Here is a 15,757-nt window from a genome sequence, read left to right on the forward strand (position 1 = left end):
ACGAGAATGACGATGAGCAAACGGGCTATTTCCAGAGGCTGTACCGGCCTCTTCAGGATCAAGTCAGCGACGTATAAAGCGCCGGGCGGCGATCCACGAAGTAGTCGTTCGCGGTTCTGGCCTGGGCCAGCAGTGACTTGTCCAGCGTGCCGACCAGCAGTGCTTCGTCCTGACCCGCCAGCAACGGGCGGCTGCCGTCCGGCGCGCAGAGGCTGCTAAGCCCGCAGTAACGAATCGCGCCCTCGCTGCCGCAGTAGTTGGCGTACACCACGTAGCAGTGATTCTCGAAAGCCCGCGCCCGGACGGTCACGTCGCAGACGAAATCGTAAGGCAGCATGTTTGCGGTCGGGACCAGAATCAACTCGGCCCCCGCCAAGGCCAGCCGACGAGTGTTTTCGGGGAATTCCACGTCGTAGCAAATCAACAGGCCCAGGCGCCAGCCATTCAATTCGACCACCGGGTAATGATCGTCGCCTGCAGCGAACATCGACCTGTCGAGCTCGCTGAACAGGTGCGTCTTGCGATAGTTGCACAGGCGTTTGCCCTGGCTGTCGATCAACTGCACAGCGTTGTAGATCTGCCCATCGGCGGCGCGCTCCGGATAGCCGTAGAGGATCGCAATGCCACTAGCCTGTGCGATAGCGGCAATGCGCGTCGCTGCCGGACCGTCCTGCGCCTGTGCCAGTTCACCGACAGCCTGGGCGCCGATGTTGTAGCCGCTGAGGAACATTTCCGGACAGATCAGCACCTGTGCCCCTTGTTCGGCGGCGGCCTGAGCCTGCTGTTCCAGGCGAGTCAGGTTGCCGCTGACATCCAGCGGCAATGGCGGGCATTGATACAGCGCAACGCGCATGGGGGTTTCCTTCTGTCAGTCGCCCAGTGCAATCGGGCCGATTTCGTGGAACACATCACCGGGGCCGGGGTTCTCGGCGTGAGTTTTGCCGCCAAAGTGGTTCATGATGCCCCACACAGCATTCAGCGAAGTCTGCACAGCGCCTTCGACCCATGCCGGTGTCCAGGACACATCGTCGCCGGCGATGAACATGCCGCGCTGTTCGCTGGGCATGTCCTGCTGCATGAAGTGCGCGTACATGCGCTGGTTATAGCGGTAATGGCCCGGCAGCGCACCCTTGAAGGCACCCAGGAAGTGCGGATCGGCTTCCCATGACACGGTAATCGGATCACCGATGATCCGCGCTGCGATGTCCACTTTCGGGTAGATCTTCTTCAAGGCATCCAGCGCCAGCTTCACCCGCTTCTCGATGGGCTGCGGGAGCATCTTCAGTGCATCGCTCATCCATGAGTAGGACAGGCAGATCACGCCGGGCTTGTCGTCGCCGTTATCGAACAGGTAAGTGCCACGGGTCAGCCGGTCGGTGAGGGTCATGCTCATCAGGTCGCGGCCGGTTTCCGGGTCCTTGTCCTTCCAGAACGGGCGGTCGACCATCACGAACGTCTTTGACGACTGCATGTAGCGGGTGCGGTCCAGGGCCATCCACATTTTCTGCGAGAACAGCGACTCTTCGCACTCGATCTGCGTGGTCAGCAGCCAGCTCTGGCAGGTCGTCAGCACGGCAGCGTATTGCCGGGTGTCGCCCCAATTATCGGTCACCGCAAAACTGCCATCCTCGGCGCGTGCGATGCGCTTCACACCGGGACGTGGTGCGCCGCGGTGCAACGACGACAGGCTGGTGCCCTTGGGCCAGTGCGCGCAATGCTCGGGGACGTGGCTCCACAAGCCGACCGGCACTTGCTGCACGCCGCCGACGATCAGATGCTGGTGCTCATCGCAGTTGGTCATCACCACACGGAAGATTTCCAGCATCGAGTTGGGGAAGTCCGAATCCCAGCCGCCAGTGCCGAAGCCCACCTGGCCAAACACTTCGCGGTGAAAGAACGACAGCTTGGCGAAGGCCTTGGAGGTCGCGACAAAGTCATAGAACGTGCGGTCGTCCCATAACGGCACCAGCTTGTTCCACAGCTCTTTGAGACGCGGTACATCGCGGTCACGGATCGCCTGCTGGATGTCACCGAATTGCGAGCCGCTTTCCAGTGCATCGGCCCAGGCGTCGGCGACTTCCTGAAACAGTGCCGGCAGGTCCGAGAGCATTTGTGCGTAGTAGGTGGTGCCTTCCAGGTCGATAACGGTGCTGCCGGACGCCGCGGTCAGCGGGTTGGGGAACGGCCTGGACTCAAGGCCCAGCTTGTCGACGTAATGGAAGAACGCTGTCGAGGACACCGGAAAGCGCATGCCGCCCAGTTCGGCCACGATGCCTTTGGCGCCTTCGAACTCCTGCGAGCGCAGGCGGCCACCCATTTTCGAGGCTTCGTACACCACCGGTTTGAGGCCCATCTTCATCAATTCGTAGGCCGCCACCAGACCGGCTATCCCGGCACCGATAATTGCCACTTCAGCACCGTGGTTCTCCACCGGAATGCTGCCCAGACCTTTCGGGTGCTCAATCCAGTCATCGAAGGCGAAGGGGAAGTCGGGGCCGAACATGGTGATCGGCTTTTTGCCGTTGGCGGGGTGACGGTTGTTCTTCATGACGGACCTTGATGGGCAACGGCGAAAAACAACAGTCTAGAGAAGGGCGGACACGTTAATAAGACGCAAAGTGTCGTCGATATGCTGTTTGTTTGGGCTAAGTGACGAATTTGCTGGTCAGTTTGTATCACTGCTTGATAGAAGCGTGCAGTTACACCGGCTGGCCGCGGTCGATCTTGCTGCTGAGGATGATCGATGTCGTGGTCTTCTCGACACCATCTACGCTGCCGATCAGGTCCAGTAGCTGGTCCAGTTGCTCGGGAGAGTCCGTGCGCAGCCAGGCGACATAATCGAACTCGCCACTCACCGCACAGAGTTGCTGAACCTGCGCCATGGCACTCAGCCGCCGCAACACTTCCTTGCCCGAGCGAGGTTGCACGGTAATGCCGACATACGCCTGCAACCCGCCACTGACCACGCGCTGGCCAAGGCGCACGCCGTAACCGGTAATCACTTTGCTGCTTTCCAGGCGCGCCAGCCGCGAGGTCACGGTGGTACGCGCGATGCCCAGTTGCCGGGCGAGCATGGCGACGCTTTCGCGCGCATTGATTTGCAGCGCGGCAATCAGCTGGCGATCGATTTCATCCAGCACAGGCGGGCGGGTATCGGGCACGGGCGGTTCCTTAAAACTTCCACCGTTTGGCGGTCTTGGCCAGACGTGCCTGCAGGCCGTCGAGGTTGAGCGCTAACTGCTGGGTCATCAAGTGGTAGCCCTTCAGCTCGGTAGGAATGACGGCTTTCACTGGTGGTGTTTCCGGCGTCTCCGGTGTTTCGGTCGTGCGTTCCAGACGCTCGGTGGCACCGGTTTGCAGGGCGCGCGCCATGCCGATCAATTGCCGGCGAATCTGGCGGTAGTCAGCGTCCAGCGATGCCTTGAGCGTCTCGTCGGCAAGCTGATTCAGGTTCGCCGGGCGAATATTGGCGAGAATCTCCAGGGTGCTCAGGCACATGCGGAAGTGGCCCTGAATGGCGTCCAGTTCGACCATGGACATCTTCACTTCCTTGGACACCGACGGCAGCAGCGAGCGCAATTGCAGCATCGTGCCGTTGAGCCTGGCGGTCAGTTTCAAATGCTCATCCGCCGTCACTGGCTGGCCTTGCACAATGCGTCCGTAAACCTTGGCGCAGTCACGCAAACCACTGGCCAGGTTGTAGCGCCAGGAAAACACCGCATACAGCGGCAGGGCGAAGGAGAACGCCAGGGCCAGCGCGATACCAATCAGAATATCGACGGTACGCCACAGCCCGTCACTGATCGGGTTGTAACCATGACCGGCGACGATGAACAGCGTGATCGCCGACAGCAGCGCGGTGTAACCCCCTTTGCCGATGGCGTGATAGGCGAAGAAACCGCACATCACCGACATCATTGCGTAGGTCAGCAACGGCATTTCCAGATAGCCCTGCTGGACCACCACGATCAGACCGAGACCGGCACCGATCAAGGTTCCGTAGGCCCGTTCGACCGACTTTTTGCCGATATTGCCGTGATGCTGCAAACCGCCGATCACGATCAGCATGGTCACCGATGCCCACTCACCGTGAGGCAGGTTGAGGCCGGTGGTCAGCAGGATAGTCACCAGCAAGCCCACCGCAATCCGCGCCGCGTGGATCAGCCGCGCATGCCGATAACGGCGATACGGGTCCAGCAAAGGACGCAGAACAGGGCGAAGCCAGGAGGGTATGAAAGCAGAGCGCGAATTCGTCATGCGTTAAGAGACCGCGAGGGTAGGGAAGAGATTCCCTGATTGGATGATGGCAGGCTTCAGTAAGCCACATTTTGGTGGGGGATGGGTGGGGTATGTCGATGATCAGTGACGTGGCATTGCGCATTCTAGGTGTAGGAATGACGCGCTGAGGGCAGTAGTCACGATTTTTATGAGTAGTTAAGGTGTCACTTAGTGAGGCTTTATGAGGATTAATGTGTTCTTTCGTGAGCTGTTATTTTCAGGTCCACACTTCCCATGTCCGTCGGCATCGAAGGGTCGCGGCTCAACCGAGGCAATCTGCTCAGTCAGCACGCTCACTTTGCCTTGAGCAAGGAACAAGCCGAGGCGGCGCTGGACGAGGTGGCCGGTTGGGAAGCCGAACTGCATGATTACTACAGCCAGTTCCTGTCCGGTGCGGAACTGGATGCTGCAGTCGATGCGACCAGTGGCGCACGTCTGAAGCGCTGGCAACTCCTTCTGCTGTGTAGGGTTCTACGGCAAGGGCCGATTGATCTGGTAACGAGTGCTGCGGCCTCCACCGGGCAGGCGAACCAGGCAGTTTTTGGCAAGCAGATCACTTAAGTGGCGGGTAGCGGTGGCCTTCGAGACCTTCGCCACTGCCTGATACTGCGCTGCGCTCAGACCGTTTTCAAAGCCACGCTCGCCGCCATCCAGCAGTCGATTCAGCACCTTGACCTGTTCGGCGTTCAGGTCGTTGTCGCGATGTAATTGCCAAAATCGCGTTTTTCCCAGTACTCGTTCTATATGAACCAAGGCGTTTTCAATGCTTTTCAACAATGTGCGCAGGAACCATTCCAGCCACTCGGTGATATCGGTCGTGCTTTTCTGACTGGTCTCCAGAACGTGGTAATAGCCGGCGCGGTCAGCAAGGATGCTGGCGGACATGGCAAACAGTCGTATGGCTTGCTGATCGCCCTGAGTCAGCGCCAGGTCTGTAATGGCCCGAGTCAGGCGACCATTGCCGTCGTCAAACGGATGCAGGGTTACAAACCAGAAATGCGCGATACCTGCCCGCACGAATGGATCGAGCGTCGGATCACTTTGACTGCCGGCAAACCAGTCGAGAAAATCTTCCAGCTGTTGCTCAAGTCCAGCCCGCGGTGGCGCTTCAAAATGCACGATGGGTCGATCAAGCCTCCCTGAGACCACTTGCATAGGTTCGTCGCTACGCAATTGACCAACCAGGATGCGAGCAGACACAAAGCTGTCCTCTTCCGGGAACAGCCAGCGATGCCAGGTACACAGACGTTGCAAGTCAAGTGGCTGATCATGACCACGTGTAGCGTCCAGCATCAGCTCGGCCAACCCCTCGCTGCGAGGGCTATGCTTGCCGTTATCGGCGATCCCCAAGCGGCGTGCCAGCGACGACCTGACAGAATCTGCATTCAGTCGCTCGCCTTCGATGGCGGACGAAGTGACGATATTCTGCAGCAGGGCATTCAAGCCCTCGCACATTTGCGCATCGCCACCCACTGCACCGCTCATACCCAGCAAGCGACCTTGAGCCTTGGCGCACGCTCGTATCAACGGTGCAAGGCGTTCTTCGCGCCAATGAAAGCGGGGCCAGTTCGGCTGTTGCCAGATCCAGAGATGTTCGGACATCGTATCCGCCTATGCAGTGAGCCGAATAAAAAGTTAATCGGCTCATGAGATGAGCCGATTGTGGTGATTATTCGGCTCACCGTCCAGACGTGCTCATCGGCGTCTGGTTTCGATGTCAGGCAGTCAGGGAGGAAAAGCGGATGGAATTTGATCTGCGTGTGTCGCAACACAGCGACCTGGAATCGTTACAACGCCTGTCGGCGCGGGCGCGTCACCGGTACAAAAGCATTCCTTCCCTGGCGCATGTCGCCGAAAACCCTCCGCTGGGCGCAGACAGGTTCGAAGCCTGCCGGGTGGTGGTGGCTGCCAACAGGCGCAGCGGTGACGTCATCGGTTTTGCAGCCATGCGCTTGCTGGATGATTTCCTGTACCTGGACAACATCTCGGTCGAGCCTGGTGCATCCGGCAAGGGTGTCGGAAAAAGCCTGCTGGCGTCTGTCGAGGCGTACGCGCAGGTTTGCCAACTGCACGCGATAAGCCTGACGACATTTCGCGAGCCGCGCTGGAACGGTCCATGGTTTCGGCAACATGGCTTCCACCCGATGCCGGCAGAACGTATTGGCGATGGACTGAGAGGCGTCATGGACCGTCAGGCGCAGTCTTTCAACCCCGCGACACGCGAGACCTTGTGGCGTCTGCTGTAACCCGCACAGCAATGTGGGCAATCCGCCACCTTCGTTTTGTTGTTCAAGATTCGTACAGCCAGCCTTTGCCATATTCGCCTTGCCAGCCTGTTCTCTTGCCTCGGTGAGAGCTGCAGTGCTCCAGCCAAAATGTATCAAAACGGACATATTCCGGACACGCAACGACCACAGAATTCGCGCCAATCGCTGACGGACCGGCTCATAACCAGAAAATCTCAGGCACCTCCTTCAGACGAGCTAATACCTGCTGCCATGAATAACCTGAACCTGTCGACGCTAGGCCAGAACGAACAATCGCTGGACGTGATTTACGGTCCAATCCAACCTGAGCTGCTACGTGAGGAGGTGCTGGCCGATTTGCTGGAAGCCAGTGCCCGGCGCAACCCGCAGCAAGTGGCACTGATCTTCGGCGAGCATCAGATCAGTTATGGCGATCTGGACCGGCAGGCCGATCAGGTGGCGTCTGCGCTGATCGGTGCGGGTGTTCGGCCGGGGCACATTGTCGGTCTGTGGCTGCCGCGCGGCATCGAGCTGCTGGTCATGCAGGCCGGTATTGCCAAGGCGGGCGCCGCGTGGCTGCCTCTGGATCAGGACACGCCGGTAGAGCGTCTGCAGGTTTGCCTGGACGACGCCAGCGCAGTCGGGCTGGTGTCCTGCGATGCGTTGATGCCGGTGCTGGCCGATACCGGTTTGAAGGTGTGGACTGCCGAACACCTGCTGGCGCCGACCGACGCAGCGTTGGTGCGTCGCAGTGGAGTGCTTCCCGACCATCCTGCCTATGTGATTTACACCTCCGGCTCCACGGGCAAGCCCAAGGGCATTCTGATTTCCCAGCGCAGCATCTGCCATTTTCTGCGCAGCGAGAACGCGATACTTGGCATTCGTGCCAGCGACCGGGTTTACCAGGGCTTTTCCGTGGCCTTCGACATGTCCTTCGAAGAAATCTGGATCGCCTATCTGGTGGGCGCGACGCTGTGGATAGGCCCGAAGGAAACCAGCGGTGACCCCGAAACCCTGCCGCGCCTGCTGAACGAGCAGCGCATCAGCGTCTTGCATGCGGTGCCCACTTTGCTGGCGCTGTTCAGCGAAGACGTTCCCGGCCTGCGCCTGATCAATCTGGGCGGCGAGATGTGCCCTGAATCGCTGGTCGATCGCTGGGCCACGCCGACCCGGCAGATGTTCAACACCTACGGCCCTACCGAAGCCACCGTGTCGGCCAGCCTGGCGCGTCTGTCGCGCGGTCGCCCGGTGTCGATTGGCACACCGTTACCCAATTACGGGCTGTTGGTCATCGCCAATGACCCTGCGGTTGGGAGCACCCTGGCGCCCAGCCTGCTGCCGCGTGGCGAAGTCGGCGAGCTGTGCATCATCGGCCCCGGCCTGGCCGAGGGGTATCTTGGCCGGCCGGACCTGACCCAGGAAAAATTCCTGCCGAACCCATGGTCCACCGGCTATCACGATGCGCGCCTGTATCGAACCGGCGACCTTGCCCGGATCGACGACGAAGGGCAGGTGCAGTGCCTCGGGCGGGCCGACGATCAGGTAAAAATTCGCGGCTTTCGCGTCGAACTGGGCGAGATTGAATCGCTGTTGGCGCAACAGCCTGGCGTGGGCACCGTTGCCGTCCTGTTGCGCAACGAGGCGGGCGTTGATCAGCTGATTGCCTATCTGGTGAGCGACACCTCGACACCTTCCGCATTCACGAGTCAGTTGCGCAAAACCCTGCAGGCGCAGTTGCCGCCGTACATGGTCCCGGGACACTTCGAACTGCTCGACAGCATGCCGCGCCTCACGTCCGGCAAAATCGATCGCAAAACGCTCAAGGCCCGGCCGTTGACGGTGGATGCCAAGGCCGCCAGCGCAGAGTCCGATGTGGCGCAAACCGAAGGTGAGATTGCACTGTTTGCCGCGCTGAGCACACTGTTCCCCGGCATGCCGATCCGCCGCGATGCGGACTTTTTCACCGATCTGGGCGGGCATTCCTTCTTTGCCGCGCGTTTGGCCTCGGCGCTGCGGGCCAACCCGCGCTTCGCTCAAGTCACGGTGCGCGACATTTACCAGCGTCGGCGTGTCGGCGCGATTGCTGAAGTGCTGGATCAGGCGCCACAAGAGGTGGATGCGCCGGTGGACTGGACGCCTCCGTCAGCCTGGCGTCGCTGGCGCTGCGGCGTGGCCCAGGCGCTGGCATTGCCGGTCATGGTCAGCCTGCGCATGACCCAGTGGCTCGCACCGTTCTTTACCTATCACCTGCTCACCGGCTCGCCCGACGACTCTGTCGCATTGGCGACGCTGGCGTCGATCTCGGTATTCCTGATTGCTACCGTTCTGCAGTTTTTCATCGCGCTGGCAGCCAAGTGGCTGATCGTCGGCCGCCTGAAGCCTGGGATCTATCCGCTGTGGGGCGTTACCTATTTTCGCTGGTGGGCCGCAGACCGCATGGTCGAGTCGGCGCCGACTTATCTGCTGAGCGGCTCCTCACTTTATCCCCTGTGGCTGCGCGCACTGGGCGCGAAGATCGGGCAGGACGTGATTATTGGCGGCGCTACAGTACGGGCTCATGACCTGCTGGAAATCGGCGACGGGGTCAGCGTCGGCAACGGTGTCAGCTTCGAAAATGCGCGCGTCGAGCGGGGTCAGTTGCATCTGGGCCGTATCGCCTTGCAGGACAATGCCTGTGTCGGCTCTTACGTGATCATGGAAGGCAATACGGCTGTAGGCCCGTGGGGGCATCTGGAGGCCCAATCGGCCATGGCCGATGGTCGGGAAGTTCCGGCTGGGCGCATCTGGCAAGGCTCGCCAGCGCGTGATGTCGGCGCGTTCGATACGCTCGGCCAACCTGCACGGCCTGTGACCAGCCCGGCGCGTTTGCGGGCAGAACAACTGTTCTTCGTGTTCGGCGTTCTGCTGGTCGCGACGCTGTTCTTCATCCCGGTCTTCCCGACCTTTTTCCTGATCGACTGGTTCGACACGCAGAACGTCTTGCCATGGTTCGAGGGCAGCGGACCATTGGGACAACTGGCGCGCTATTTCCTGCTCGCGTTCCCGGCCAGTGCGGTGCTGATTGTCGCGACTGTTCTGGCCTCTGCCGCATTGCGCTGGGTCGTCTTTCCACGCCTCAAACCGGGCCGTTATGAGGTGCACAGCAATACCTACTGCGCCAAGTGGCTGATCAGCCAGATTCAGGAAGCGAGCCTCAACGTGCTGTCCGGCATCTATGCCACGGTGTATTCGCCTTTCTGGTATCGACTGCTGGGCGCGAAAGTAGGGCGCGACGCCGAGATTTCCAGCGCACAGGGCGTCATCCCGGACATGCTGACCCTGGGCGATGAAACCTTTATCGCGGATGCGGTGATGCTCGGTGATGAGCGTATCGACGGCGGCTGGATGACCATGCAACCCACGGTCGTGTCGCATCGCAGCTTTGTCGGCAACGGCGGGTACATCGCGGACGGCACGGTACTGCCGGAAAACGTCCTGATCGGCGTCCATTCCTGCGCGCCGCACAACAGCAAAATGGTCGACGGCGACACCTGGCTGGGCTCACCACCGATCCACCTGCCTGCCCGCGAGCAGGTGAGTGGCGCTCCCGAATCACTGACCTTCAAGCCTTCACCGCTGCGCCGCCTGGCACGAGGACTGGTCGAAGGCGTGCGCATTGTCACCCCGCACGCGGTAGTGATCGCCGTTGGCTACACGGTCATGCTTGACCTGATGCCACTCGCCGACGACGAGCGCTGGGGAGCGGTGCTGGCCTACCTTGCAGTGATCGGCGTGGCGTACAGCGTGGGTAACTTTCTGCTGATCGCGGCCCTGAAATGGCTGGTGATGGGCCGCTATCGCAAACGCGCTGACCCGATGTGGACGCCCTTCGTATGGCTGTCGGAGGGCATCACCAGTCTGTACGAAGGCATGGCCGCACCGAACTTCATGCGCTACCTGCGCGGCACACCGTGGTTGCCGCTGGCGTTCAATGTACTCGGCTGCAGGATTGGTCGCGGGGTTTACATGGACACCACCGACATCACTGAATTCGACTGCGTCAGCATCGGCGCAGACAGCGAATTGAACGCCGGCGCCTGCCCGCAGACCCACCTGTTCGAAGACCGAATCATGAAGATTGATCACGTCAGCATCGGCGAGCGTGTGTACATGGGGCCACGCAGCGCCGTGCTGTATAGCGCTGTCGTCGGCAACGATGCGCACCTTGGCGCACTGACCCTGGTGATGAAGGGCGAGCATATCCCTGCCGCCAGCCGATGGGCCGGTTGCCCCGCGTCACCGGACAGGGCATGAAGTGCGGGGCGAGCTGGGTATTCGATGAAAATGGCCGGCTCGCCCCTCCAGAGTCCTTCCCTCGGCAGAATGTATTGCTGGTCAGCTGCGTCACCAGGCCAGGCTGTGCAAGAGATGAGGCCAGAAACCGCATTCGGGCTTGCGTGCGTATCGCCTTGGAGCAGTGGCTCGAATTGCCATCCGGGGCGATCACGTTCATCAGCGCCTCAGGTGTCGCGCCGCGATTGCTTATCGACGGGCTGCCGGAGCCCGGGTTTTCCATCAGCCACGAAGCCGGGTTCTCTCTTGCTGCCGTCAATCTCCACGGCGCAGTGGGCGTGGACTTGATGCAGGTTCAGGCGGTGCCGGACTGGCATGCTGTCGCGCAGGATTATTTGGGGGCTGAGGTTGCTACCCGTCTGTCAGGCATGCCCGAGTCGATGCGTGCGGTTGCCTTTGCCAAGGCATGGTGCAGGCGCGAAGCGTTTTTGAAGTTGCACGGCTTGGCGCTTGAGGAATGGACGGCAGTGGGCGGGTTGCAGGGGGTGGGGGTTGAGGTTGAATTGGGGGAGGGGATGGTGGGTGTGGTGGCGTTGGGAGCGCTATGTGCTGATGCGTGCGTGCCGCTCTTCAAGCAAAAACATCAGTAAGATTTCCAGCAGGTCGTCACTACACGCCACACGTATTAGTAACACCATTGATTTGACTGCTGGCTTCCGCATCCGGAAGCCATGCCTGGACAGCTCACGCGCTGGCTACAGTGCTTTTCGCTGCGCGCTGGCCTTTATTGGCCTTGCCTGTGGTGCCCTCTCTGACAAGCTTAGGCTTTGCAGCAGCCTTGGCCGAGGCTACTTTTGCTGCTTGCCGCGGTTGCTTACTTGACCCGCTATCAACAGAATTCGTCGCAATTGGCTGCACGGTTAGCTCTACTCCAACGGCCTCCATCAGCTTTCTAATGGTGTCATAGCGAGTCTTCGCGCCGCCCTTAAGCGATTTATAAAGGCTTTCCCGATTAACCCCGGCATCTCGGGCAACCTTGTTCACTCCTTGCGCTTTCGCTACCTCGGACAAAGCCTTCATGAGTAATTCAGGATCTTTTGCCTTCATGCTTTCAGCAAGGTAAGCACTGATCGTTTCCGGATTGTCGAGAAAGCGGGAGGCTTCATAGCGGCTGGTACCGGATGTGTTGAGGTTGAGGATAGGCATCTCCTCTGGAGTTGATTTGATTTCAGTCATTTGATCTTACCCTCATGGCATCAAGAATCGCTTTCGCCTCCTTGATACCGCGTCTTTGGTCGGTTTTGTCACTACCCGAAAGCATAAGGTATTCGGCTTGACCCGAGCGTACGTAGTAAACACGATACCCTGGGCCTACAAAAACCCGCATTTCGCTTACGCCTTCGCCCACTGGTTCAGAGTCACCAAAGTTGCCTGCTTTGGCTCGATCCAAACGGACCAATACAGCAGCCTTGCCTTTTGCATCTTTCACACCGTCAAGCCAGTCATCGAACTGAGACGTGGTGCTTATGGTGTACTCGGTGGTATTCGTCATAGCTTTGAGTGTGGCCTATTGGCTACAGTTTGTCGAGTGGGCTGACATAAGGTCTTACTCAGCCATGATCTGGTTATAGCGCTTTTGATAGTCAGCATAGGGGAGTGCCTGCTCTTTGAGCAGATCAAGCTGTTGCTGCTGGTAAGCCTCTTTTGTCAGCGGCGATCTGCCGGCAACAGAGTTCGAACCTTTGGCTCCCTTCAGTCCGGCCGCGCCCTTTGGAAATAACTGATTAGTCATTTCGGTTATCTTTTTCTCGGCATCGATAAATTTATCGATTACGCGACCGCCACCCCAGCGTGAATCATACTCAGCCTGACCGACCTGCTGACCAAATTGATAAACGCGAATATCGGCGTAACTCATGTAGATCGCCATATCCCAGCTCCAGGTCCCGATATAAGTCGTTGTCAAAGGGCAACTGGATGGGCTGCTGCCCGGCGGGATTTGTCGTGTATGGAAGCCTTTCTCGGTCAGCAATCTTACGTAGGTTGTATTGAACCCCTCGCGCAGGCCATCGGCGGGAATCATGCAGATTTCCGGCGCCAGGTCCGAAGACAGCTCGACGGGAGTCACTGTTTGCTTGATGGTGCAACCAGACGCAAATACTGCTGATGCCAGAATCAGGGGGTTGTAAAGGGTGCGCATGGCGACCTCCTTGTCATGAGTTGGGCGGCGAAGGTATCACGGCTCGTGTGAGTTCACTCGTCCCGACTATGGAGAGGTCGATTTGCGCTTTTATTGACGGTTCGCCGCGGCCTTGAGTCTTAAGGCTCTACCGAGCGTTGCGAGTGTTTGGCGAACTCATTGTGTCCGCCCCGACCGTATCACCAGCATCCCATGCACCTTCAAGGAAAGTCGGACCAGGAAGATGAATGCACGAATGTTCTAGACTCACCTCCTGACGTCAGCGATAACCAATCGCTTTCATCGATTCAGGTGTTTTATGCCTTCCACACACTGGATAGACCTCGCTCGCGACCTTGATACAGGCATCGAGACGCTGCACGCGCACTTTCAGGGGCATGCCTATGATCCCCATTGGCATGACAGCTATCTGGTGGGCGTTACCCGGCAAGGTGTGCAGCAGTTCAATTGCCGCCGTCAGCGCCATGCCAGCACGCCCGGGCAGGTGTTCACACTGGAGCCGGGAGAAATCCATGATGGCAATGCCCCGTGCGCCGAAGGGTTCACCTATCAGATGCTGTACCTGGACCCGCATTGGCTGAGCCGGGAGCTCAGTGGGTTGTTCGAACAGGCTCCCGACCAGCATCTGCCTTCTTTCGCCAACACCCTGCAAACCGAATCACGGCTGGCTCACGCGGTCACGTTCGCTTTCACGGCGCTGCACCAAAATGAGCTACGCATCGTTCGTCAAAGCGCGTTGGATGAATTACTGGCGCAGCTCATTGATCGGGTGCAATGGCGACGCATGACCGATCCCGATCCGCGCTTGCCGCAAGTGGCCTTGCGGGCGAGGGATTATCTGCACGCGCATCTGCATCAGGACGTGGGCATGAACGAGTTGGCAGCTATTTGTGGCGTCGACCGCTTTCGCCTGACGCGGGCGTTCAAGGCCGCCTTCGGCCTGCCGCCTCATGCATATCTGGTACAGCTGCGCCTGGCCAAGGCTCGTCGAATGCTGGCAGCCGGAATCTGGCCCGCTCAGGTGGCCAGCGATCTGGGCTTCGCTGACCAAAGCCATCTGGGCCGCTGGTTCATGCGCGCCTACGGACTGAGCCCGGCGGCCTATCGCTTGCGCTGCTCAAACCTTCCAGACTGATCCTGCGGTATGTCGCAGCATGGGCTTTTTCAGCCCTGGATTGCCGATCATGCTGCCTTTCATACTGTTCGCCTTCGTCGCCTCGATCACCCCCGGCCCCACCAACATCCTGGTATTAAGCAACAGTGCCCGCTTCGGCTGGCGCGCCGTTGTACCGTTGATTCTGGGAGCCTGCACCGGCGCTGCACTGTTGGTGTTGCTCGTCGGCATGGGTGTCGGCCACTCACTGCTCGCGATCCCCAATGCTCAGCGCGTCATGGCATGGGTCGGCGTGCTGTGGCTGACCTGGCTGGCCTGGAAGATAGGTGCCAGCCCGACCGACTCAATCGAGCGGCAAAACAGCCTGCCGATAGGCTTTATCGGTGGCGTAGCACTGCAAATAGTAAATCCCAAGACTTGGGTCATGGCGCTGGCGGTGGTCAGTGTATTCAGCCAGCGCAACCCGGTATCTTACCTGGCGCTGGTGTTCTTTCTGATTTCCTTGCCCTGCCTCGGCAGCTGGGCGCTGATGGGCGCAGGCTCGACCCGCTGGCTCACATCGCCTTGGCGAGTGCAGTGGATGAATCGAGTGCTGGCGGTTTTATTGCTGCTGGCGGCGTGGATCGGTTTTATGGACAGTGTCTGAACGTGTGCGGCATGGGTTGGCAGCAGGCACGCGAGGAGTCGGCTTCATTTCAAATCAAAGGCTGCTCTTGTCGAGCAACTCGACTATTTGCTTGTGACGTGAGTTTTGCTCTTCAACTTGCTGGTTTGCTCTGCGGTCGTCATCTCTTTTCACCGCAGAGCTTATATGGCGTCAGATTATTCCGGTGTTTGCGCGCCGCTGGTCCTGGACAGCTCAGCAGGTCGGGTTGCCGTATTGAAGAAGGCCAGGTGGTAGGCCAAGCCGACGAACACCGCGCCGCCCACCGCGTTACCCAAAAATACCGGGACGAAGTTGTCGCCGAACTGCGCCCAGCTCAAGGCGCCGGCAAAGATCGCTGCAGGAATGACGAACATGTTGGCGACGATGTGCTGAAAGCCGATCGCGACGAATGCCATCACCGGAAACCACATGCCGACCACTTTACCGATCACGTCCTTGCTTGCGTAGCTGAGCCACACCGCCAGGCACACCAGCCAATTGCAGCCAATGCCGGAGATGAACGCCTGTTCAAAGCTGGCCCCCACCTTGGCATTGGCGATGGCCACGGTCTTGGCCATGAAGGCGCCTTCAGTCAGCCCCACCACATGGCCGAAACAATAGGCGACGAACAGCGCGCCGATCAGGTTGGCCAGCGTCACCAGTACCCAGTTGCGCACCAACTGACCCAGGCCGATACGCCCGGCGAACAGCGCCATGGGCAGGCTCATCATGTTGCCGGTCAGCAACTCGCCACCGGCCAGCACCACCAGAATCAGCCCGACCGGAAACACCACAGCGCCCAGCAGATTGCCCAGCGACGCCCACTCGTGAGGGATCATGGTGCTGACATGAATGTCGAGAAGAAACCCGAGGGCAATGAAAGCCCCTGCCAGAAAGCCCAGGATCATCAACGACGGCAGGCTCAGGTGGGCCTTCTTGACGCCGCTTTCGACGGCAATTTCAGCGATTTGCTGCGGGGTGTTCAAAGACATGGTGGGCTC

15 protein-coding genes are annotated in these 15,757 nt (G+C 59.6%); 6 read left to right on the top strand and 9 right to left on the bottom strand.

The genetic code is table 11. The features are described from left to right. Window positions 1-58: 58 nt before the first annotated feature. From BLR16_RS21560 to BLR16_RS21575, 4 genes are all read right to left on the bottom strand, one after another. Window positions 59-853, bottom strand: a complete 795-nt coding sequence (locus BLR16_RS21560) for a carbon-nitrogen hydrolase family protein (RefSeq protein ID WP_074807335.1) — start codon at window positions 851-853, stop codon at window positions 59-61. 15 nt (window positions 854-868) lie between these two features. After that, the gene (locus tag BLR16_RS21565) at window positions 869-2,548 is read right to left on the bottom strand and encodes a flavin monoamine oxidase family protein (protein ID WP_003341224.1); all 1,680 of its coding nucleotides are present in this window, start codon (window positions 2,546-2,548) and stop codon (window positions 869-871) included. Between the two features lie 151 nt (window positions 2,549-2,699). Next, window positions 2,700-3,161 carry an Lrp/AsnC family transcriptional regulator gene (locus tag BLR16_RS21570; protein ID WP_002555556.1) on the bottom strand — a complete coding sequence of 154 codons (462 nt, stop codon included), beginning with the start codon at window positions 3,159-3,161 and terminating at the stop codon, window positions 2,700-2,702. Between the two features lie 10 nt (window positions 3,162-3,171). After that, window positions 3,172-4,257, bottom strand: a complete 1,086-nt coding sequence (locus BLR16_RS21575; protein ID WP_032609321.1) for an FUSC family protein — start codon at window positions 4,255-4,257, stop codon at window positions 3,172-3,174. Between the two features lie 255 nt (window positions 4,258-4,512). On the opposite strand from BLR16_RS21575, the gene BLR16_RS28965 reads away from it, so the two are divergent. Further along, window positions 4,513-4,839: a hypothetical protein gene (locus BLR16_RS28965; protein ID WP_226439800.1), complete on the top strand. Its 327-nt coding sequence runs from the start codon at window positions 4,513-4,515 to the stop codon at window positions 4,837-4,839. Here the strand turns inward: BLR16_RS28965 and BLR16_RS21590 are convergent. After that, entirely contained in the window at window positions 4,750-5,880 is a 1,131-nt protein-coding gene (locus BLR16_RS21590) for a Fic family protein (protein ID WP_003372383.1), read from the bottom strand. The two genes, BLR16_RS28965 and BLR16_RS21590, sit on opposite strands and share 90 nt — an antisense overlap. Before the next feature lie 140 nt (window positions 5,881-6,020). Here BLR16_RS21590 and BLR16_RS21595 point away from each other — a divergent pair, with 140 nt between their 5' ends. The 3 genes from BLR16_RS21595 (at window position 6,021) to BLR16_RS21605 (ending at window position 11,446) form a co-directional block, all read left to right on the top strand. Beyond that, window positions 6,021-6,524 carry a GNAT family N-acetyltransferase gene (locus BLR16_RS21595; protein WP_003372382.1) on the top strand — a complete coding sequence of 168 codons (504 nt, stop codon included), beginning with the start codon at window positions 6,021-6,023 and terminating at the stop codon, window positions 6,522-6,524. A 252-nt stretch (window positions 6,525-6,776) separates the two neighbouring features. Then, entirely contained in the window at window positions 6,777-10,817 is a 4,041-nt protein-coding gene (locus BLR16_RS21600; protein WP_074807339.1) for a Pls/PosA family non-ribosomal peptide synthetase, read from the top strand. Beyond that, window positions 10,814-11,446 carry a 4'-phosphopantetheinyl transferase family protein gene (locus tag BLR16_RS21605; protein ID WP_074807343.1) on the top strand — a complete coding sequence of 211 codons (633 nt, stop codon included), beginning with the start codon at window positions 10,814-10,816 and terminating at the stop codon, window positions 11,444-11,446. The genes BLR16_RS21600 and BLR16_RS21605 overlap by 4 nt, the downstream gene beginning before the upstream one ends. Window positions 11,447-11,540: 94 nt before the next feature. Here BLR16_RS21605 and BLR16_RS21610 read toward each other — a convergent pair whose 3' ends face one another. From BLR16_RS21610 to BLR16_RS21620, 3 genes are read right to left on the bottom strand one after another with little or no spacing between them, the layout of a single operon-like run. Beyond that, window positions 11,541-12,032 (bottom strand): addiction module antidote protein, encoded by a 492-nt coding sequence (locus BLR16_RS21610; protein WP_058396396.1) that lies wholly within the window; start codon window positions 12,030-12,032, stop codon window positions 11,541-11,543. After that, the gene (locus BLR16_RS21615) at window positions 12,025-12,348 is read right to left on the bottom strand and encodes a type II toxin-antitoxin system RelE/ParE family toxin (RefSeq protein WP_072366997.1); all 324 of its coding nucleotides are present in this window, start codon (window positions 12,346-12,348) and stop codon (window positions 12,025-12,027) included. Before BLR16_RS21615 ends, BLR16_RS21610 begins: the two co-directional genes overlap by 8 nt. A gap of 54 nt (window positions 12,349-12,402) precedes the next feature. Next, a complete protein-coding gene (locus BLR16_RS21620) occupies window positions 12,403-12,996 on the bottom strand; it encodes an Sbal_3080 family lipoprotein (RefSeq protein ID WP_058416078.1) in 594 nt (197 codons plus the stop codon). Window positions 12,997-13,294: 298 nt separating this feature from the next. Between BLR16_RS21620 and BLR16_RS21625 the strand changes: the two genes are divergently transcribed. Then, entirely contained in the window at window positions 13,295-14,131 is an 837-nt protein-coding gene (locus BLR16_RS21625) for an AraC family transcriptional regulator (RefSeq protein ID WP_054081700.1), read from the top strand. A 49-nt stretch (window positions 14,132-14,180) separates the two neighbouring features. Further along, window positions 14,181-14,756, top strand: coding sequence for a LysE family translocator (locus tag BLR16_RS21630; RefSeq protein WP_003432638.1), 576 nt, complete (start codon window positions 14,181-14,183; stop codon window positions 14,754-14,756). A gap of 176 nt (window positions 14,757-14,932) precedes the next feature. On the opposite strand, the gene BLR16_RS21635 is transcribed toward BLR16_RS21630, so the two are convergent. Next, window positions 14,933-15,748: a formate/nitrite transporter family protein gene (locus tag BLR16_RS21635; protein WP_074807348.1), complete on the bottom strand. Its 816-nt coding sequence runs from the start codon at window positions 15,746-15,748 to the stop codon at window positions 14,933-14,935. Window positions 15,749-15,757 lie beyond the last annotated feature (9 nt).

Origin of the sequence: Pseudomonas sp. BS3767, from assembly GCF_900099665.1 — a bacterium.
Taxonomy (GTDB): domain Bacteria; phylum Pseudomonadota; class Gammaproteobacteria; order Pseudomonadales; family Pseudomonadaceae; genus Aquipseudomonas; species Aquipseudomonas cerasi.